The 14,077-nt window shown below is 34.1% G+C and carries 10 protein-coding genes; 9 read left to right on the top strand and 1 reads right to left on the bottom strand.

The window, feature by feature from the left end; all coding sequences use genetic code 11:
* Nucleotides 1-71 precede the first annotated feature (71 nt).
* Nucleotides 72-1,430: a DNA recombination protein RmuC gene (rmuC, locus tag ROY99_00185; protein MDT3694772.1), complete on the top strand. Its 1,359-nt coding sequence runs from the start codon at nucleotides 72-74 to the stop codon at nucleotides 1,428-1,430.
* 176 nt (nucleotides 1,431-1,606) lie between these two features.
* Here the strand turns inward: rmuC and ROY99_00180 are convergent, their stop codons facing one another.
* The gene (locus tag ROY99_00180) at nucleotides 1,607-2,074 is read right to left on the bottom strand and encodes an EVE domain-containing protein (GenBank protein ID MDT3694771.1); all 468 of its coding nucleotides are present in this window, start codon (nucleotides 2,072-2,074) and stop codon (nucleotides 1,607-1,609) included.
* 191 nt (nucleotides 2,075-2,265) lie between these two features.
* Here ROY99_00180 and ROY99_00175 point away from each other — a divergent pair, with 191 nt between their 5' ends.
* The 8 genes from ROY99_00175 (at nucleotide 2,266) to ROY99_00140 (ending at nucleotide 14,050) form a co-directional block, all read left to right on the top strand.
* A complete protein-coding gene (locus ROY99_00175; protein ID MDT3694770.1) occupies nucleotides 2,266-4,698 on the top strand; it encodes a YCF48-related protein in 2,433 nt (810 codons plus the stop codon).
* A gap of 255 nt (nucleotides 4,699-4,953) precedes the next feature.
* The gene (locus ROY99_00170) at nucleotides 4,954-6,720 is read left to right on the top strand and encodes a T9SS type A sorting domain-containing protein (GenBank protein ID MDT3694769.1); all 1,767 of its coding nucleotides are present in this window, start codon (nucleotides 4,954-4,956) and stop codon (nucleotides 6,718-6,720) included.
* A 203-nt stretch (nucleotides 6,721-6,923) separates the two neighbouring features.
* A complete protein-coding gene (locus ROY99_00165; protein ID MDT3694768.1) occupies nucleotides 6,924-7,583 on the top strand; it encodes a DUF4159 domain-containing protein in 660 nt (219 codons plus the stop codon).
* Nucleotides 7,584-10,970: a DUF4175 family protein gene (locus ROY99_00160; GenBank protein ID MDT3694767.1), complete on the top strand. Its 3,387-nt coding sequence runs from the start codon at nucleotides 7,584-7,586 to the stop codon at nucleotides 10,968-10,970. It abuts the gene before it with no gap.
* Nucleotides 10,971-11,070: 100 nt separating this feature from the next.
* Nucleotides 11,071-12,300 (top strand): ATP-binding protein, encoded by a 1,230-nt coding sequence (locus tag ROY99_00155; protein MDT3694766.1) that lies wholly within the window; start codon nucleotides 11,071-11,073, stop codon nucleotides 12,298-12,300.
* Between the two features lie 18 nt (nucleotides 12,301-12,318).
* Complete coding sequence (locus ROY99_00150; protein ID MDT3694765.1) at nucleotides 12,319-13,431, top strand: sigma-54 dependent transcriptional regulator; 1,113 nt, start codon at nucleotides 12,319-12,321, stop codon at nucleotides 13,429-13,431.
* Nucleotides 13,404-13,700, top strand: coding sequence for a helix-turn-helix domain-containing protein (locus ROY99_00145; protein MDT3694764.1), 297 nt, complete (start codon nucleotides 13,404-13,406; stop codon nucleotides 13,698-13,700). The genes ROY99_00150 and ROY99_00145 overlap by 28 nt, the downstream gene beginning before the upstream one ends.
* A gap of 11 nt (nucleotides 13,701-13,711) precedes the next feature.
* Nucleotides 13,712-14,050 carry an STAS domain-containing protein gene (locus ROY99_00140; GenBank protein ID MDT3694763.1) on the top strand — a complete coding sequence of 113 codons (339 nt, stop codon included), beginning with the start codon at nucleotides 13,712-13,714 and terminating at the stop codon, nucleotides 14,048-14,050.
* Nucleotides 14,051-14,077 lie beyond the last annotated feature (27 nt).

Genomic DNA, 14,077 nt, shown 5'->3' with positions numbered 1-14,077 from the left:
CACGGATTAAATCAGTTTAAATCCGTTTGATCAGTTAAATCAGTGTGCCATTGTGATTGAAAGGATATAAGATGGAAATAATATATTTAATAATTGGTTTAGCAATTGGATTTGCGATTGCTTTTTTCTTTCTTAAAAGTAAAAAGACAGTTTCAATCGATGAAGTAAACAAGCTTAACGAGCAGATCAACTCGCTAAAGATTGAAGCTGGGAAACTTACTGAAAGAATTAAACTATTTGAAGAAGACAAATCTGCCCTTCAAACAGATCTGAAAAACGAAAGAGAAAAATCCGAAAAACTAACCTCGGAAAATTCTTCGATTAAATCCGATTATGCTAATCTTCAAACAAAACTTTCAGAACAGAAAGAAGTAATAGAAAACCTGCATGAAAAATTCACAAAAGAATTTGAAAATCTTGCCAACAGAATATTTGAAGAAAAAGGAAATAAGTTTTCTGAACAGAACAAAGAAAAGCTAAGCGAGATATTAAATCCATTAAAAGAAAAAATCTCTGACTTTGAAAAGAAAGTTGAAGAGACAAATAAAGAAAGCATTAAAGGTCATGCTTCTTTACGTGAACAGCTTAATATGCTTAAGGATATGAACCAGCAGATAACTCAGGAAGCAAAAAATTTAACAACTGCGTTAAAGGGACAAAACAAAGCTCAGGGTAATTGGGGTGAGTTTATTCTTGAAAGTATTCTTGAAAAATCAGGTTTGGTAAAGGGAAGGGAATATGTAGTACAGGAAAGTTTAACAACTGAATCAGGTAAAAGATTTCAGCCTGATGTTATTATAAAACTTCCTGAAAATAAAAGTATAATTATTGATTCCAAAGTTTCGCTTGTTGGATATGAAAAATTTGTATCAGAAGAAGAAGATAATCTGAAACAACTTGGATTACGCGATCACATTAATTCAATTCGAGCTCACATAAAAAACTTAAGCGGAAAAAATTATCAGAATCTTTATCAGCTTGAAAGTTTGGATTTTGTTTTAATGTTTATGCCGATTGAGCCGGCGTTTGCTGTTGCAGTACAATCTGATCCAGCAGTTTTTACAGATGCGTTCGAGCAGAATATTGTAATTGTAAGTCCATCAACTTTGCTTGCTACACTTAGAACTATCTCAAGTATCTGGCGGCAGGAAAATCAAAACAGAAACGCATTGGAAATTGCAAGACAAAGCGGTGAGATGCTTGATAAGTTTATGGCTTTTGTTGATGATCTGATTTCTGTTGGTAAAGGATTAATTTCTGCAAAAGATAACTATGATAAAGCAATGAATAAGCTTGTTGATGGAAGAGGAAATTTGATCAGCCGTTCCGAAAAAATTAAAAAGCTTGGAGCAAAGGCAAGTAAAACTTTACCTCCGGCAATTCTTAATCGTGCAGATATTCAGGATGATAATTTATTGGAGAATGAATGATTTTCCTTCCTCCGCAAATACCGGAAGAATTTGAACATTACAGAGGGATAAGATCAAGAATACACTGCGCACTTGTTTGAAAGTACTCCGCATTTTTTAATGAAGAAGCAATAGAACGCGGATGACACGGATTTAACGGATCAACACAGATCAGAAAAATCCTGATAATTATCCCGTTATTTCCGTTGCCCCATTTTAACTATCTCATCAAACTCTTCTTTTTTTACTGGCATAACTGATAACCGGTTTCCACGTGCAACCAATTGCATCTTTTTTAATTTTGGATTTGATTTTATTTCTTGAAGTGTAACCGGAGTTTTAAACTCTCTGACAAATTTTATATCAATCATAAACCATGTCGGATTTTTTGGGTCAGCTTTTATGTCGTAATGATAACTATCAATATCGAACTGTGTATGATCAGGATAGCCTTCTTTTATAACTTTACAAATTCCCATAACAGCAAGCGGGTTAGCATTACTATGATAGAATAAAACCTGATCACCTTTTTTCATTTCATCGCGCAAAAAATTTCTCGCCTGATAATTCCTTACACCATCCCAAAAAGTTGTTTGATCTTTACTACTCTTTAAATCATCGAAAGAGAAAACTTCTGGTTCAGATTTCACTAGCCAGTATTTCATTTTTATTCCTAAAATTAGTTCTATTCTTTAAATTTCTATAAATAAAATAATGAGCTAAGCTCTTTAAGTCAATTACTCAGATATTAATCTATGTTTCGTCGGCAATTTTTTTGATTATTCCAGATGATTTTATATGTTGGAATCACAATTCTAACAAAATCTATTTGATTAACCTTTTTAAGGAGTCAGGTATGAAAAATCTAATTGTTTACCTTTTCATTATAATCTTACTTTGTATAACAGCATATAGCCAAGACTTTAATTGGGAGTGGCAAAATCCAAAACCCAGCGGAGCAGATCAAAATGACGCAGTAGTTCTTTCACTTAATAAATTTATGTTATTTGGTAATGGAAGTGCTGTTACAATATCTACAGATGCAGGCAGTACTTGGTCTGTTGCTTATATTGATTCGCAGGCACGTAATATACAAGCTGCAAAATTCGTTGATCAGAATACCGGATATGTAGTTGGTAGTGGAGGACTGATTATGAAAACCACTAATGGCGGAGATAATTGGGTACAACAAAACTCCGGTGTTACTGTTACATTATATGATGTCGATTTTATAAATGCTGATACTGGTTTTGTTGTTGGTACTGCCGGAAATATATTAAAGACAACCAACGGTGGAAATAATTGGTCAGCTTCTACTTTCGGTACTACAACGATTTATAAAATTCATTTTGTTAACGATACATTATTATTTATGGGATCTGCATCGGCAACAACAGGGATATTGATTCGATCAACTAATGGCGGTGCTAATTGGAATAACATTTCCTCCAATATCTCAGGACTTAGTGGTACGGTTCGCGGGCTTTATTTCCTGAATGAAAATACAGGCTGGATTTCTAACAGTACCGGCAGAATTTTTAAAACCACTGATGGTGGAAACTCAGGAGGAATTATTTACGATATAGGTTCAACAACTACCTCTATCTACTCAGTAAAATTCATTGATGCTGATAGTGGTTATGCTGTTACAACTTCGGGGAGAGTACTTCAAACAACAAATGGAGGCACAAACTGGGCTCTTATCCAAACCGCAGCAACAGCAAATCTGTTTAGTCTGGCTATATCAGGTGTTAATTCAGATGCAGCTACTCCAATATTGATTGGTGGGGATATAGGTACTATAGTTGTATCACAAGACAATGGAGTCAATTGGCAGTTAAAAAGTATTTCGGCTGCAAATAATATTTTGCAAAGAGTCAGCTTTCCGAGTCAATCAGTTGGTTTTGCTGTTGGCGGAAGCATTGCAACCGGAAATTCTTATGGTGATATTTTAAGAACCACTGATGGAGGTGCTGTCTGGTCAAAGCTCTCTCTTAATCCGGGATATAGAACTTATTCTGTTTTCTTTTTAAATGAAAATGTTGGATACGTTGGTGCAATTGGTCCGAACGGTGTTTACAAAACTACAAACGGCGGAGATGACTGGAATCAACTTAATACGGGAACAGGTGTTGCATCAAGTAATATTTATGACATAAAATTTTATGATGAAAATCTTGGTTTTGCAATGTACAGCAGCGGACAGGTTGCCAGAACAACTGATGGAGGAGCTAGCTGGGCGTCAGTACCTGCCGGATGGGGAAGTGCGGCTGGCTATGAAATTTTTATTGTTAATTCTTCAGTAATCTATCTTTGCGGAGGTGGTAACCGGGTAAGCAAATCTACAAACGGAGGTGTGTCTTTTAATCAAATCACAACTCTTGGAACAACAACACTGTATTCAATGCATTTCTTTGATGCTGATAACGGATTCATTTCAGGAAGCTCAGGAAAATTATTTAAAACAACTAATGGCGGTAGCAGTTTTACTGAAATACAAATGCCAACCTCTTTAGCTTTATATACGATAAGATTTGTGGGTAATGAATATGGTTATATCGGCGGTGATGGTGGAGTTTTTTTCTACACAACAGATGGTGGTGATAATTGGATTGGAAGTCAGTTGTTCCTTGGTTCATCACAAGCAATAAGAGATATCAGGATTAATGGTCCATATTTATGGATGGTAGGTACAGATGGTTTAATAATGAGAGGATTAGAACTTTCAATTCCAGTTGAATTAACATCATTCACAGCAAATGTAGTTGATAATTCAGTTATTCTGAACTGGTCAACTGCAACTGAGACAAATAATTCCGGATTTGCGGTTGAACGGATGTATTCAGAATCTAATTGGCAGGAGATAGGTTTTGTTCCGGGCTTTGGAACAACAACTGAGATAAGATCATATTCATATACAGATGCAGGACTTGCATCAGGATCATATTCATATCGTATCAAGCAGATAGATTATAATGGAAGCATAGAATACTCAAATGTTATCGAAGTTGATGTAAACACACCTGACAAGTTTTCATTAGATCAGAACTATCCGAATCCATTCAATCCATCAACAACAATAAATTATTCTATATCAAATGCTGGTAATGTGGAGTTAGAAATCTTCAGCAGTATTGGTGAAAAAGTTGCAGTGCTGGTAAATGAGATACAACAGCCTGGAAGATATAGTGTAAGTTTTGATGCGGGCAATTTATCGAGTGGTGTATATTTTTACAAATTAGTATCGGGCGGATTTGTTTCAGTAAAGAAGATGTTGCTGCTTAGATAAGAAATATTATTAACTTTCTGTTAAACTCACTCTTTGACTTCTATCCGAGTGACAGACAGAGATACTTTTAAGTTGGAAATAAAATCATAATAAAAAGGCGGGCATTAAAGCTCGCCATAATTATTGTAATTAATACTTAATAGAATTAAGTTTGCAGTTACTGAGCATAATAATCTTAATAGTTTATTCAACTTTTAGCTTAAAGAAATAAGAAACTAAATGTTAAACTATCCTTAAACATATTCAGGAGGCGCTATGAAAAAACTACTACTTGTATTCTTTTTTTTATCAACATTCATCTACACTCAAAATGATACCGAAATTAAAGTTGTAGATGCAAAACCAACCTCAGGACAAATAGAGTGGGCTGTTGATAAAACTATTCTTAATAATGAACCGGTTGGCAGTTTTTCCGGAGTTCAAAAGTCAGATGGAACTATCTTCGTTGCAGTTAATGATACTCTTGCAACTGCAAATCTTGGGCTGGTTATTTTTACCTCGTCTGATGGAGGTGATTCATGGAGTTTACTTCCTCAGGGAATAAATTTCAGAGGTTACTTTTCGAAAATTAAAATGTTCCGAAGCGGACTTGATTCAATTTATTGTTCTTTCCAGATTGGAACCGACATATATACTTGGAATCCATTAAGTGGAAATTTTGCTAAGATTTTTAACGGCAATTATCGTACTTATGATATGGTAGCTTCTTCTACAGGTAATTTATATGTTTGTGTAGATTCACTACCAAATAATTCAATTGTTAGATATGGTTCTACAACAGGCGGAAAAACCTGGATGTCAAGAGGTTTGATTACTACTTCCGGTGCAATGCCTAAAGTATTTATGTCAGTTACGGGTGACACTTTGTATTTAAATTATTATGGTCCGGTTAATATAGATACTGCAATGTCTGTAGTCAGACAAGCCAGATACCGCGAAACAGGTCCGGGTATTCTCACTTCATCTGGGTTTATAGATGTTATTACAGAAGTTGGTTATAAAAAAGAAATTAAAACTGTTGCGGGCTATGGTGAATCATGGATTTTCTATACTTTGGGTCCAGACAGTTCAAGAGATATTTGGGCAAAGAAAAGTATAAATAATGGTGCAGCTTATGGTACGCCAATACTGGTAGCTGGTAATCCCAATACAGATGAGTACTCTTTTGATGCAGGATTTTATCCTGGTTCCGGAACAGGCGATTTTGGAATTGTTTATTACTCTGATAGTTTACAAGTTGGGCAGGGTTCAAATGCAACAGACATTATTTATTTTACATCTGTTTCACATGGATCATCAACATTTTCTGCACCTGTACACGTTAGTGATAATCCGCCGGAATATTCACCATTTTATTCCACTTCACTTATATCATTACCATACTCAGGTTCAGATGTAGCTGCTTTATGGGTTGGAAATGATGGCTCTAAAAGATTATTCTTTGATAAACTTTCTGCTATCATTCCGGTTGAGTTAACATCATTCACAGCAAATGTAGTTGATAATTCAGTTATTCTGAACTGGTCAACTGCAACTGAGACAAATAATTCCGGATTTGCGGTTGAACGGATGTATTCAGAATCTAATTGGCAGGAGATAGGTTTTGTTCCGGGCTTTGGAACAACAACTGAGATAAGATCATATTCATATACAGATGCAGGACTTGCATCAGGATCATATTCATATCGTATCAAGCAGATAGATTATAATGGAAGCATAGAATACTCAAATGTTATCGAAGTTGATGTAAACACACCTGACAAGTTTTCATTAGATCAGAACTATCCGAATCCATTCAATCCATCAACAACAATAAATTATTCTATATCAAATGCTGGTAATGTGGAGTTAGAAATCTTCAGCAGTATTGGTGAAAAAGTTGCAGTGCTGGTAAATGAGATACAACAGCCTGGAAGATATAGTGTAAGTTTTGATGCGGGCAATTTATCGAGTGGTGTATATTTTTACAAATTAGTATCGGGCGGATTTGTTTCAGTAAAGAAGATGTTGCTGCTTAGATAAGAAATATTATTAACTTTCTGTTAAACTCACTCTTTGACTTCTATCCGAGTGACAGACAGAGATACTTTTAAGTTGGAAATAAAATCATAATAAAAAGGCGGGCATTAAAGCTCGCCTTTTAATTTTAATACTGTTATTTGTGACTGTATTTCTGATTGAGAGAACTTATATTTGCAGTCAATCGAAGTATTATTCATATTAAAATGAAAATTTTTCTCGTAATATTATTTATCAGCTCAAATCTCTTAAACCTGCACGCTCAAAGTAAGGATGGTTTTCAAATTGCGCGGCTCAAATACAGCGGCGGCGGCGACTGGTACAACGATCCTTCAGCAGAGGTTAACTTATTAAAATTTGTTGAGGCAAATACAAATATCAAAGTTAAAGCAGAATATAAGTTTGTAGATATTGCTTCCGATGAAATATTTTCTTATCCATTTTTGTTTATAACAGGACACGGAAATATTGTTCTTTCAAATGAAGAAGTTAGAAGATTAAGAACTTATTTGGAAAACGGAGGATTTCTGTATATTGATGATGATTATGGTTTAGATAAACCCATTAGAAGAGAAATGAAAAAAGTTTTTCCGCAAAATGATTTTATTGAGATTCCCTTTTCACATAAAATATTTAACATCTTTTATAAATTTGAAAACGGAACACCAAAAACTCATGAACACGATAAAAAACCACCTCAGTCTTTTGGAATATTTCTGGGAGATCAGATGGTTGTATTTTATACTTATGAATCAAATCCAAGTGACGGCTGGGCTGATCCCGAAGTGCATAACGATCCGCCTGAAAAAAGGGAAGAAGCTTTGAAGTTCGGAACTAATATAATTATTTATGCTTTAAGCAGATAAATGAATAAATCTTTTTACAAAGAAATAATTGCAAAGCTTGAATCCTTAATTAAAAAGGAATATGTAGAATTAATTCTTCGGGGGTTAATCATTACTCTGATTATTGGTGTTGCTGTTTTCTTGTTGTTCTGTTTTTTTGAACTTGCCGCATATTCAAAATCTGTTGTTAGAACAGTGTTGTTTTTTGTTTTTCTTGTTGTAGTATTATTTTCATTTGCTTATTGGGTATTGCTGCCGCTGTTTAAATACTTTAATGTTTTTGGGAACAGGAACTATCAGTTATCTGCATTCAGAGTCGGTAAATTCTTTCCAGAAATTAAAGATGATCTCTTAAACGCTCTTCAGCTTGTATCAACAGAAAAATCAGAATCATTTTATTCTCAGACATTATTAGACGCTGCTTTCAAAAATATTTATGAAAGATCAAGACCGGTTAAGTTTGAGTCGATAGTTAATTTCAAAAGAGTCAAAAAACTATTAAGAAGCTTCATCGTTCTTTTCTTTATTTCAGTTTTACTTTTTGTGTTCATTCCAGATCTGCGGGCTGCATCAAACAGATTGTTAAATTTCAATCAGGAGTTTATTCCACCGGCTAAATTTTATTTTGAAGTTTTGCCCGGCAATACGGAAATTACGAAGGGTGAGGGTGTTGACATTTTAATTAAGGTAAAAGGTGAATCTCCTAAAAAAGTATTTTTGTTAAAAAGGGAAGAAGATCAGACAAATTTTATTGAACACGAATTAAAACCAGATTCAACCGGTAATTATAATTTTAATATTCAGCAATTAAGATCGTCGTTATTTTATTTTGCAAAAGCAGAAGATATTTCAAGTGAAGAATTTCAGATTAAAGTTATTGATCATCCCGTAATAAGATCTTTAGATGTCAAAGTAATATCACCGGCATATTCCGGCATTCCGGTATCGCAGCAAAAAGATAACGGAAATATTTCTGCTTTAATTGGCAGCACTGTGGAAATAAGTTTACTTACAAACAAAGAATTAACATCAGCCGCAATTAAATTTGAAGACTCAAGTGTAATACAACTGAAGTCAGAAAATAATTTTGTAAAAGGTTCTTTCAGAGTGCAGAAAGATAACTCATATATAATTTCAGTAACTGATCTTTATGGCAATAATAATTTGCAGCCTGTCAGATACTTTATCAAAACAATGTATGATATTGATCCTGCAATAGAAATGGTATATCCGAAACAGGATTTAAATCTTGCAAATGATAATCGTGTTCCGGTTGAAGTAAAAATTATTGATGATTATGGATTTTCAAAACTTACTCTTAATTACAGACTATCAGCATCAAGGTATGAATCTCCGCAGGAAAATTTTTCTGCTATTGAAATTAATTTTGATAAAAAAATAAAAGAGCAGATTATTGATTATATCTGGAATCTTACAAAACTGAGCCCGGGTGTAAATGATGTCTTTTCATTTTATCTGGAAGTATTTGATAATGATAATATAAACGGACCAAAATCTGCAAAGACTCAGATTATTAATGTCAGAGTTCCCTCACTTGATGAAATTCTTGCAAATGCTGATGAAACTCAGGATAATGTTCAGGATGAAATGCAGAAGACATTGGAAGAAGCTGAAAAACTAAAAAGAGAACTTGAAAAAATTGATAATGATCTTAAAAAGAATGATCAAAAGTTAACCTGGGAAGAAAAGGAAAAAATTGAACAGGCACTTGATAAGTTTGAAAAACTTCAGGAAAAAATTGAAAGCACAAGTGAACAGTTAAAGCAGATGCAGAACGAGCTTCAGCAGAATAACTTACTTTCTCAGGAAACACTTGAAAAATATATGGAACTGCAAAAACTGATGGATGAAATGACAAGTGATGAGTTTAAAAAAGCTATGGAGAAAATGCAGGAAGCATTGCAAAAGATGAATCGCAATCAGACTCAGGATGCGATGAATCAGATGAAAATGGATGAAGAGAAATTTAAAAAGAGTATAGAACGGACAATGAATCTGCTGAAGAGAATTCAGATTGAACAGAAGATGGATGAAATTGTTAAAAGGACGGAGAATATTGAGCAAAAGCAAAATGAGCTAAATGAGCAGACAAAACAAAACGATCAGAATAATCAGAAACAATCTGATGAGTTGAGTAAGAAGCAAGATGAAGTAACAAAAGAACTTGAACGGCTGCAGGAGAAGATGAAGGAGCTTGCTGAGAAGATGAATGATCTGAAAGATATGCCTAACGAAGAGATGAAAAAACTTCAGGATGAAATGGATGCCCAGCAGAATGAAGAATTGTCTGAAGAAGCCTCAAAAGATTTAAAACAAAATCAAATGCAGAAGGCTCAAAAGAATCAGCAGCAGTTATCCGAAAATATGAAGCAGATGAAACAAAGTATGCAGCAGATGCAGCAGATGATGCAGCAGGAAAATCAGATGCAGACCTTTACTGATATGATGCGTATTCTGGATAATATTTTATCTTTATCAAAACAACAGGAAGAATTAAAAGATAAATTACAAAGGGTTGATCCTAACTCCTCGCAGTTTGAGCAGAATCTTCAGAAACAGAATGATCTAAACAAAAATTTAAATAAACTGCTTGAACAAATGTCTGAACTTTCTCAAAAGACTTTTGCAATTACTCCCGAAATGGGAAAAGCACTTGGAAATACAAAACAAAAAATGAATCAATCAATGCAAGCGATGCAAAACAGAAACGGAAGTATGGCTACACTTTCGCAGGGTGAAGCCATGATGCATCTGAATGAAGCTGCTATGATGATGAAAAGCTCACTTGAAGCGATGATGCAAGGCGGAAGCAGCGGCGGCGGAATGATGTCGCTTATGCAGCAGCTTCAAAAAATGTCAGGTCAGCAAATGAATCTGAATAATATGACTCAGATGTTGCAGCAGATGCAGCAAGGACAATTATCACCTGAACAGCAAGAACAAATGCAGCGATTAGCACAGCAGCAGCAGTTGATTCAAAAATCTCTAGAGCAGTTAAATAAAGAAGCAAAACAAAGCGGCGAGTCAAAAAAGATTCCTGCTGATTTGGAGAATATTGTTAATCAGATGAAAGAAGTTGTAACTGATATGAATACTGAAAAACTTACTGATGACCTTATTCAGAAACAGGAAAGAATACTTTCAAAACTTTTGGATGCACAAAGATCAATTAACGAAAGAGACTTCGAGAAGGAAAGAAAATCCGAAATAGGATCAAATTTTTCCAGAAACAGTCCGTCAGAATTAAATCTTAAAAAAGAAAATCAAAAAGATAAATTAAGAGATGAACTGAACAGTGCTGTTCGTGAAGGATATAATTCAGATTATGAACAAATGATCAGAAAATACTTTGAAGTTTTGCAGCAGCAATCTTTAGGTGATAAATAATTGATGTTTATACTTTATTAACCTACATTGATTTACACATCAAAACCTGCTATTTTGCCCCCTAATAATCTTTAAAACTTTTCAATTAACTTAGTTTTTAATGTTCGAAGAGCAGAAAGAAAATACAATAAATAAATCACTAATGCTTACAGATTATAAACAACTGGAAAAACTAGGTGAGTGGAAGGAATTATTTGAAAGTCTTGTTGATATTTCGCGGGATTTGATGTTCATTCTTAACGAAAATGGTGAAATTGTTTTCGTAAATACTTTCGGAGCCTCTGAACTCGAATATCATCAGGATGAACTGATAGGCAAACATTTATTAGACTTAATCGAACCCTCAAATCAATTGTTGGTCAATTCATCAATTTCTCTGGCAATAAAAAACGAATACACTCTGTTTGAATCTTTTATTGTTGATAAATATGAGAATTCCCATAAATATCAGTTTTCTATAAGAGCAGTTAAGAAAAATGAGAAGATTATCGGTTTGTTAGGTATTGCAAAAAATGTTACTTATTTAAGAAAACTTGAGAATGAATTGAATAACTTAAAGCCAAAGCTTATCGAAGCAAATCGTTTAATATCTCTTGAAAGGACCAGGTCAATTAATCAGAAAATGATGCTGGAAGAACTTAACAATATGAAAAGTGAATTCGTTTCAAATATTTCTCACGAATTACGCACTCCGATAGCATCAATAGTTGGTTTTTCTGAAACAATCGCCTCGGATCCTAATATGCCCGAAGAAATGAAACAGGAGTTTAATCTTATAGTTTTGAATGAAGGTAAAAGACTTGCAAAACTTATCAATGACGTACTTGATATTTCACGTATGGAAACCGGCAGACTGATTCTGAATAAAAGTAAGGTCAATCTTGCTAAGTTACTTAAAAACATTATTACTCAAGAAGAAAGTTTTGCTGAAGAAAAAGGACTGATAATTACACTTGAAACACCGCCTGAAGAAATTATAGCTGAAATTGACGAAGAAAGATTTAGTCAGGCTTTAAAAGCATTAATGGAAAATGCAATCAAATTTTCATCAAAAAACGGACGCATTAAAGTATTGTTGAATAATCTTTATCGCGAGGTAGAGATAATTATTTCTGATACAGGTATTGGGATACCAGAAAAGGATTTACCATTCTTATTTCAGAAGTTTTATCGTGTAAACAGACCGGATTCTGATTTACCGGGTGCAGGGATGGGATTGGTTTTTGTAAAACAAATTGTAGATTTGCACAAAGGATTAATCAATATTCAGAGTGAACCTAATAAAGGCACTACAATATTGATTAAATTATTAAAGAACTATAAAGATTAGAAACTTAAGGAAGATAAATTGGAAAAATTGATCTTTATCGTAGATGATGAACAGGCTATTTCAAAATTGCTCAGTTATTGGGCTAAAGATAAGTGGCGATATCAAGTTGAAACTTTTGCAAATGCTGAAGATGCACTGAAAAACTTATCTAAAAAACCAGACGCCATTCTTTTAGATATTATGTTGCCCGGTATGGATGGTATTGAAACCCTTAAACGCATTAAACAATTTGATGAAAATATGCCTGTGATAATGCTTTCAGCTCAGGGTAGTATCGAAGTTGCAGTTGAATCACTTAGGTTCGGTGCATTCGATTATTTTACTAAGCCGATTGATCAGCAGAAGCTGGAACTTGCAATTAAAAATGCTATACGAAATTATGATCTGACGCGCGAATTACAGAACTTAAAAGAAAATGTGAAGAAAGAATACAGTTTTGATAATATCATTTCTTCAGATGGTAAAATGCAGGATGTTTTCAAATTAGTTACTAAGGTTTTACATAATGATATTACTGTATTGATATATGGTGAAAGCGGAACAGGTAAAGAACTTATTGCCAGAGCAATTCATTATAACGGAGAGCGAAAAGATAAACCATTTGTGGTCGTTAATTGCGCTTCAATCCCAAGAGAGCTTTTGGAAAGCGAGTTATTCGGGCATGAGAAGGGTTCTTTTACCGGTGCTCATCAAAGAAAACTTGGTAAGTTTGAACTTGCAAGAGGCGGAACAATCTTTCTTGATGAGGTTGGTGAACTTGAAATGCTACTGCAGGCTAAGTTGCTAAGAGTGATTCAACAAAAAGAATTTGAAAGAGTTGGCGGAACAGAATTAATTAAGTCAGATGTAAGAATTATTTCTGCTACAAACCGCGATCTTAAAAAAGCAGTTGAAAATAAAGAGTTCAGAGAAGACCTTTATTATAGATTGAATTCATTTCCGATTTCAATCCCACCTTTAAGATTCAGAAAATCAGATATTCTTGTAATAGCAGAACATTTTATACAAAAATTCAGTCTCAAACTGCAAAAGAATGTAAAAGGATTTTCAAAACGCGCACCAAACTCATTTACGAGTATAACTGGCCCGGAAATGTTAGAGAAATGGAAAACACAATTGAACGATGTATGATCATAACAGACAAGGATATGATAGATGTTGAAGATCTTCCGGCACATTTAAGATCTGGTGAAAGCTCCGGAAGTATAGAATACACTGGTCCGCTTTTTAGCGATGAAACTGTTATTCCTTTTGAAAAATTAAAGGAAGAAGCAATAAGACACGCACTTAACATTACAAATGGTAATATAGTTGAAGCTGCCAAAAGATTACAGCTGGGCAGAGCTACGATCTATAGATTAATGGACAAATACAAAATTGAAAACAGATCAACAGAATAGAGGGAAATAATATGAAGTTTTTCAGGGAAGAAAAAGATAGTGTTGTTATTATTTCTGTAAATCTTAAAAGAGCAACACTTGTCGAAGCCGAAGAGTTCAAACAAGTACTGGTTAATGATATACAAAGAGGCTTTAAACAGATTGTTGTCGATTTATCAAACTGCGAGTTTATTGATTCAACTTTCCTTGGAAGTCTGGTAGTATCATTAAAAAAACTTACAGGGTTGGGCGGAGATTTAAGACTGGTAGGATTTCAACCTGCTGTTCATTCAATGTTCGAGTTAACAAGAATGTACAGGGTATTTGAATCATTTAAATCAGTTGATGAAGCTGTACAAAGTTTTAAATAGTAATTAACAATTATGATTTTTCATCAT

The sequence above is a fragment of the Ignavibacterium sp. genome (assembly GCA_032027145.1).
In the GTDB taxonomy this organism is placed as follows: domain Bacteria; phylum Bacteroidota; class Ignavibacteria; order Ignavibacteriales; family Ignavibacteriaceae; genus IGN3.
The sequence above is the reverse complement of the archived record's forward strand: the minus strand, read 5'-3'. Positions and strand labels throughout refer to the sequence as shown.

Coding starts and splice junctions, on each gene's coding strand:
- ROY99_00145 (MDT3694764.1), top strand. CDS start 13,404: ATGGAAAACACAATTGAACGATGTATGATCATAACAGACAAGGATATG.
- ROY99_00180 (MDT3694771.1), bottom strand. CDS start 2,074: ATGAAATACTGGCTAGTGAAATCTGAACCAGAAGTTTTCTCTTTCGAT.
- ROY99_00160 (MDT3694767.1), top strand. CDS start 7,584: ATGAATAAATCTTTTTACAAAGAAATAATTGCAAAGCTTGAATCCTTA.
- ROY99_00170 (MDT3694769.1), top strand. CDS start 4,954: ATGAAAAAACTACTACTTGTATTCTTTTTTTTATCAACATTCATCTAC.
- ROY99_00175 (MDT3694770.1), top strand. CDS start 2,266: ATGAAAAATCTAATTGTTTACCTTTTCATTATAATCTTACTTTGTATA.
- rmuC (MDT3694772.1), top strand. CDS start 72: ATGGAAATAATATATTTAATAATTGGTTTAGCAATTGGATTTGCGATT.
- ROY99_00155 (MDT3694766.1), top strand. CDS start 11,071: ATGTTCGAAGAGCAGAAAGAAAATACAATAAATAAATCACTAATGCTT.
- ROY99_00140 (MDT3694763.1), top strand. CDS start 13,712: ATGAAGTTTTTCAGGGAAGAAAAAGATAGTGTTGTTATTATTTCTGTA.
- ROY99_00165 (MDT3694768.1), top strand. CDS start 6,924: ATGAAAATTTTTCTCGTAATATTATTTATCAGCTCAAATCTCTTAAAC.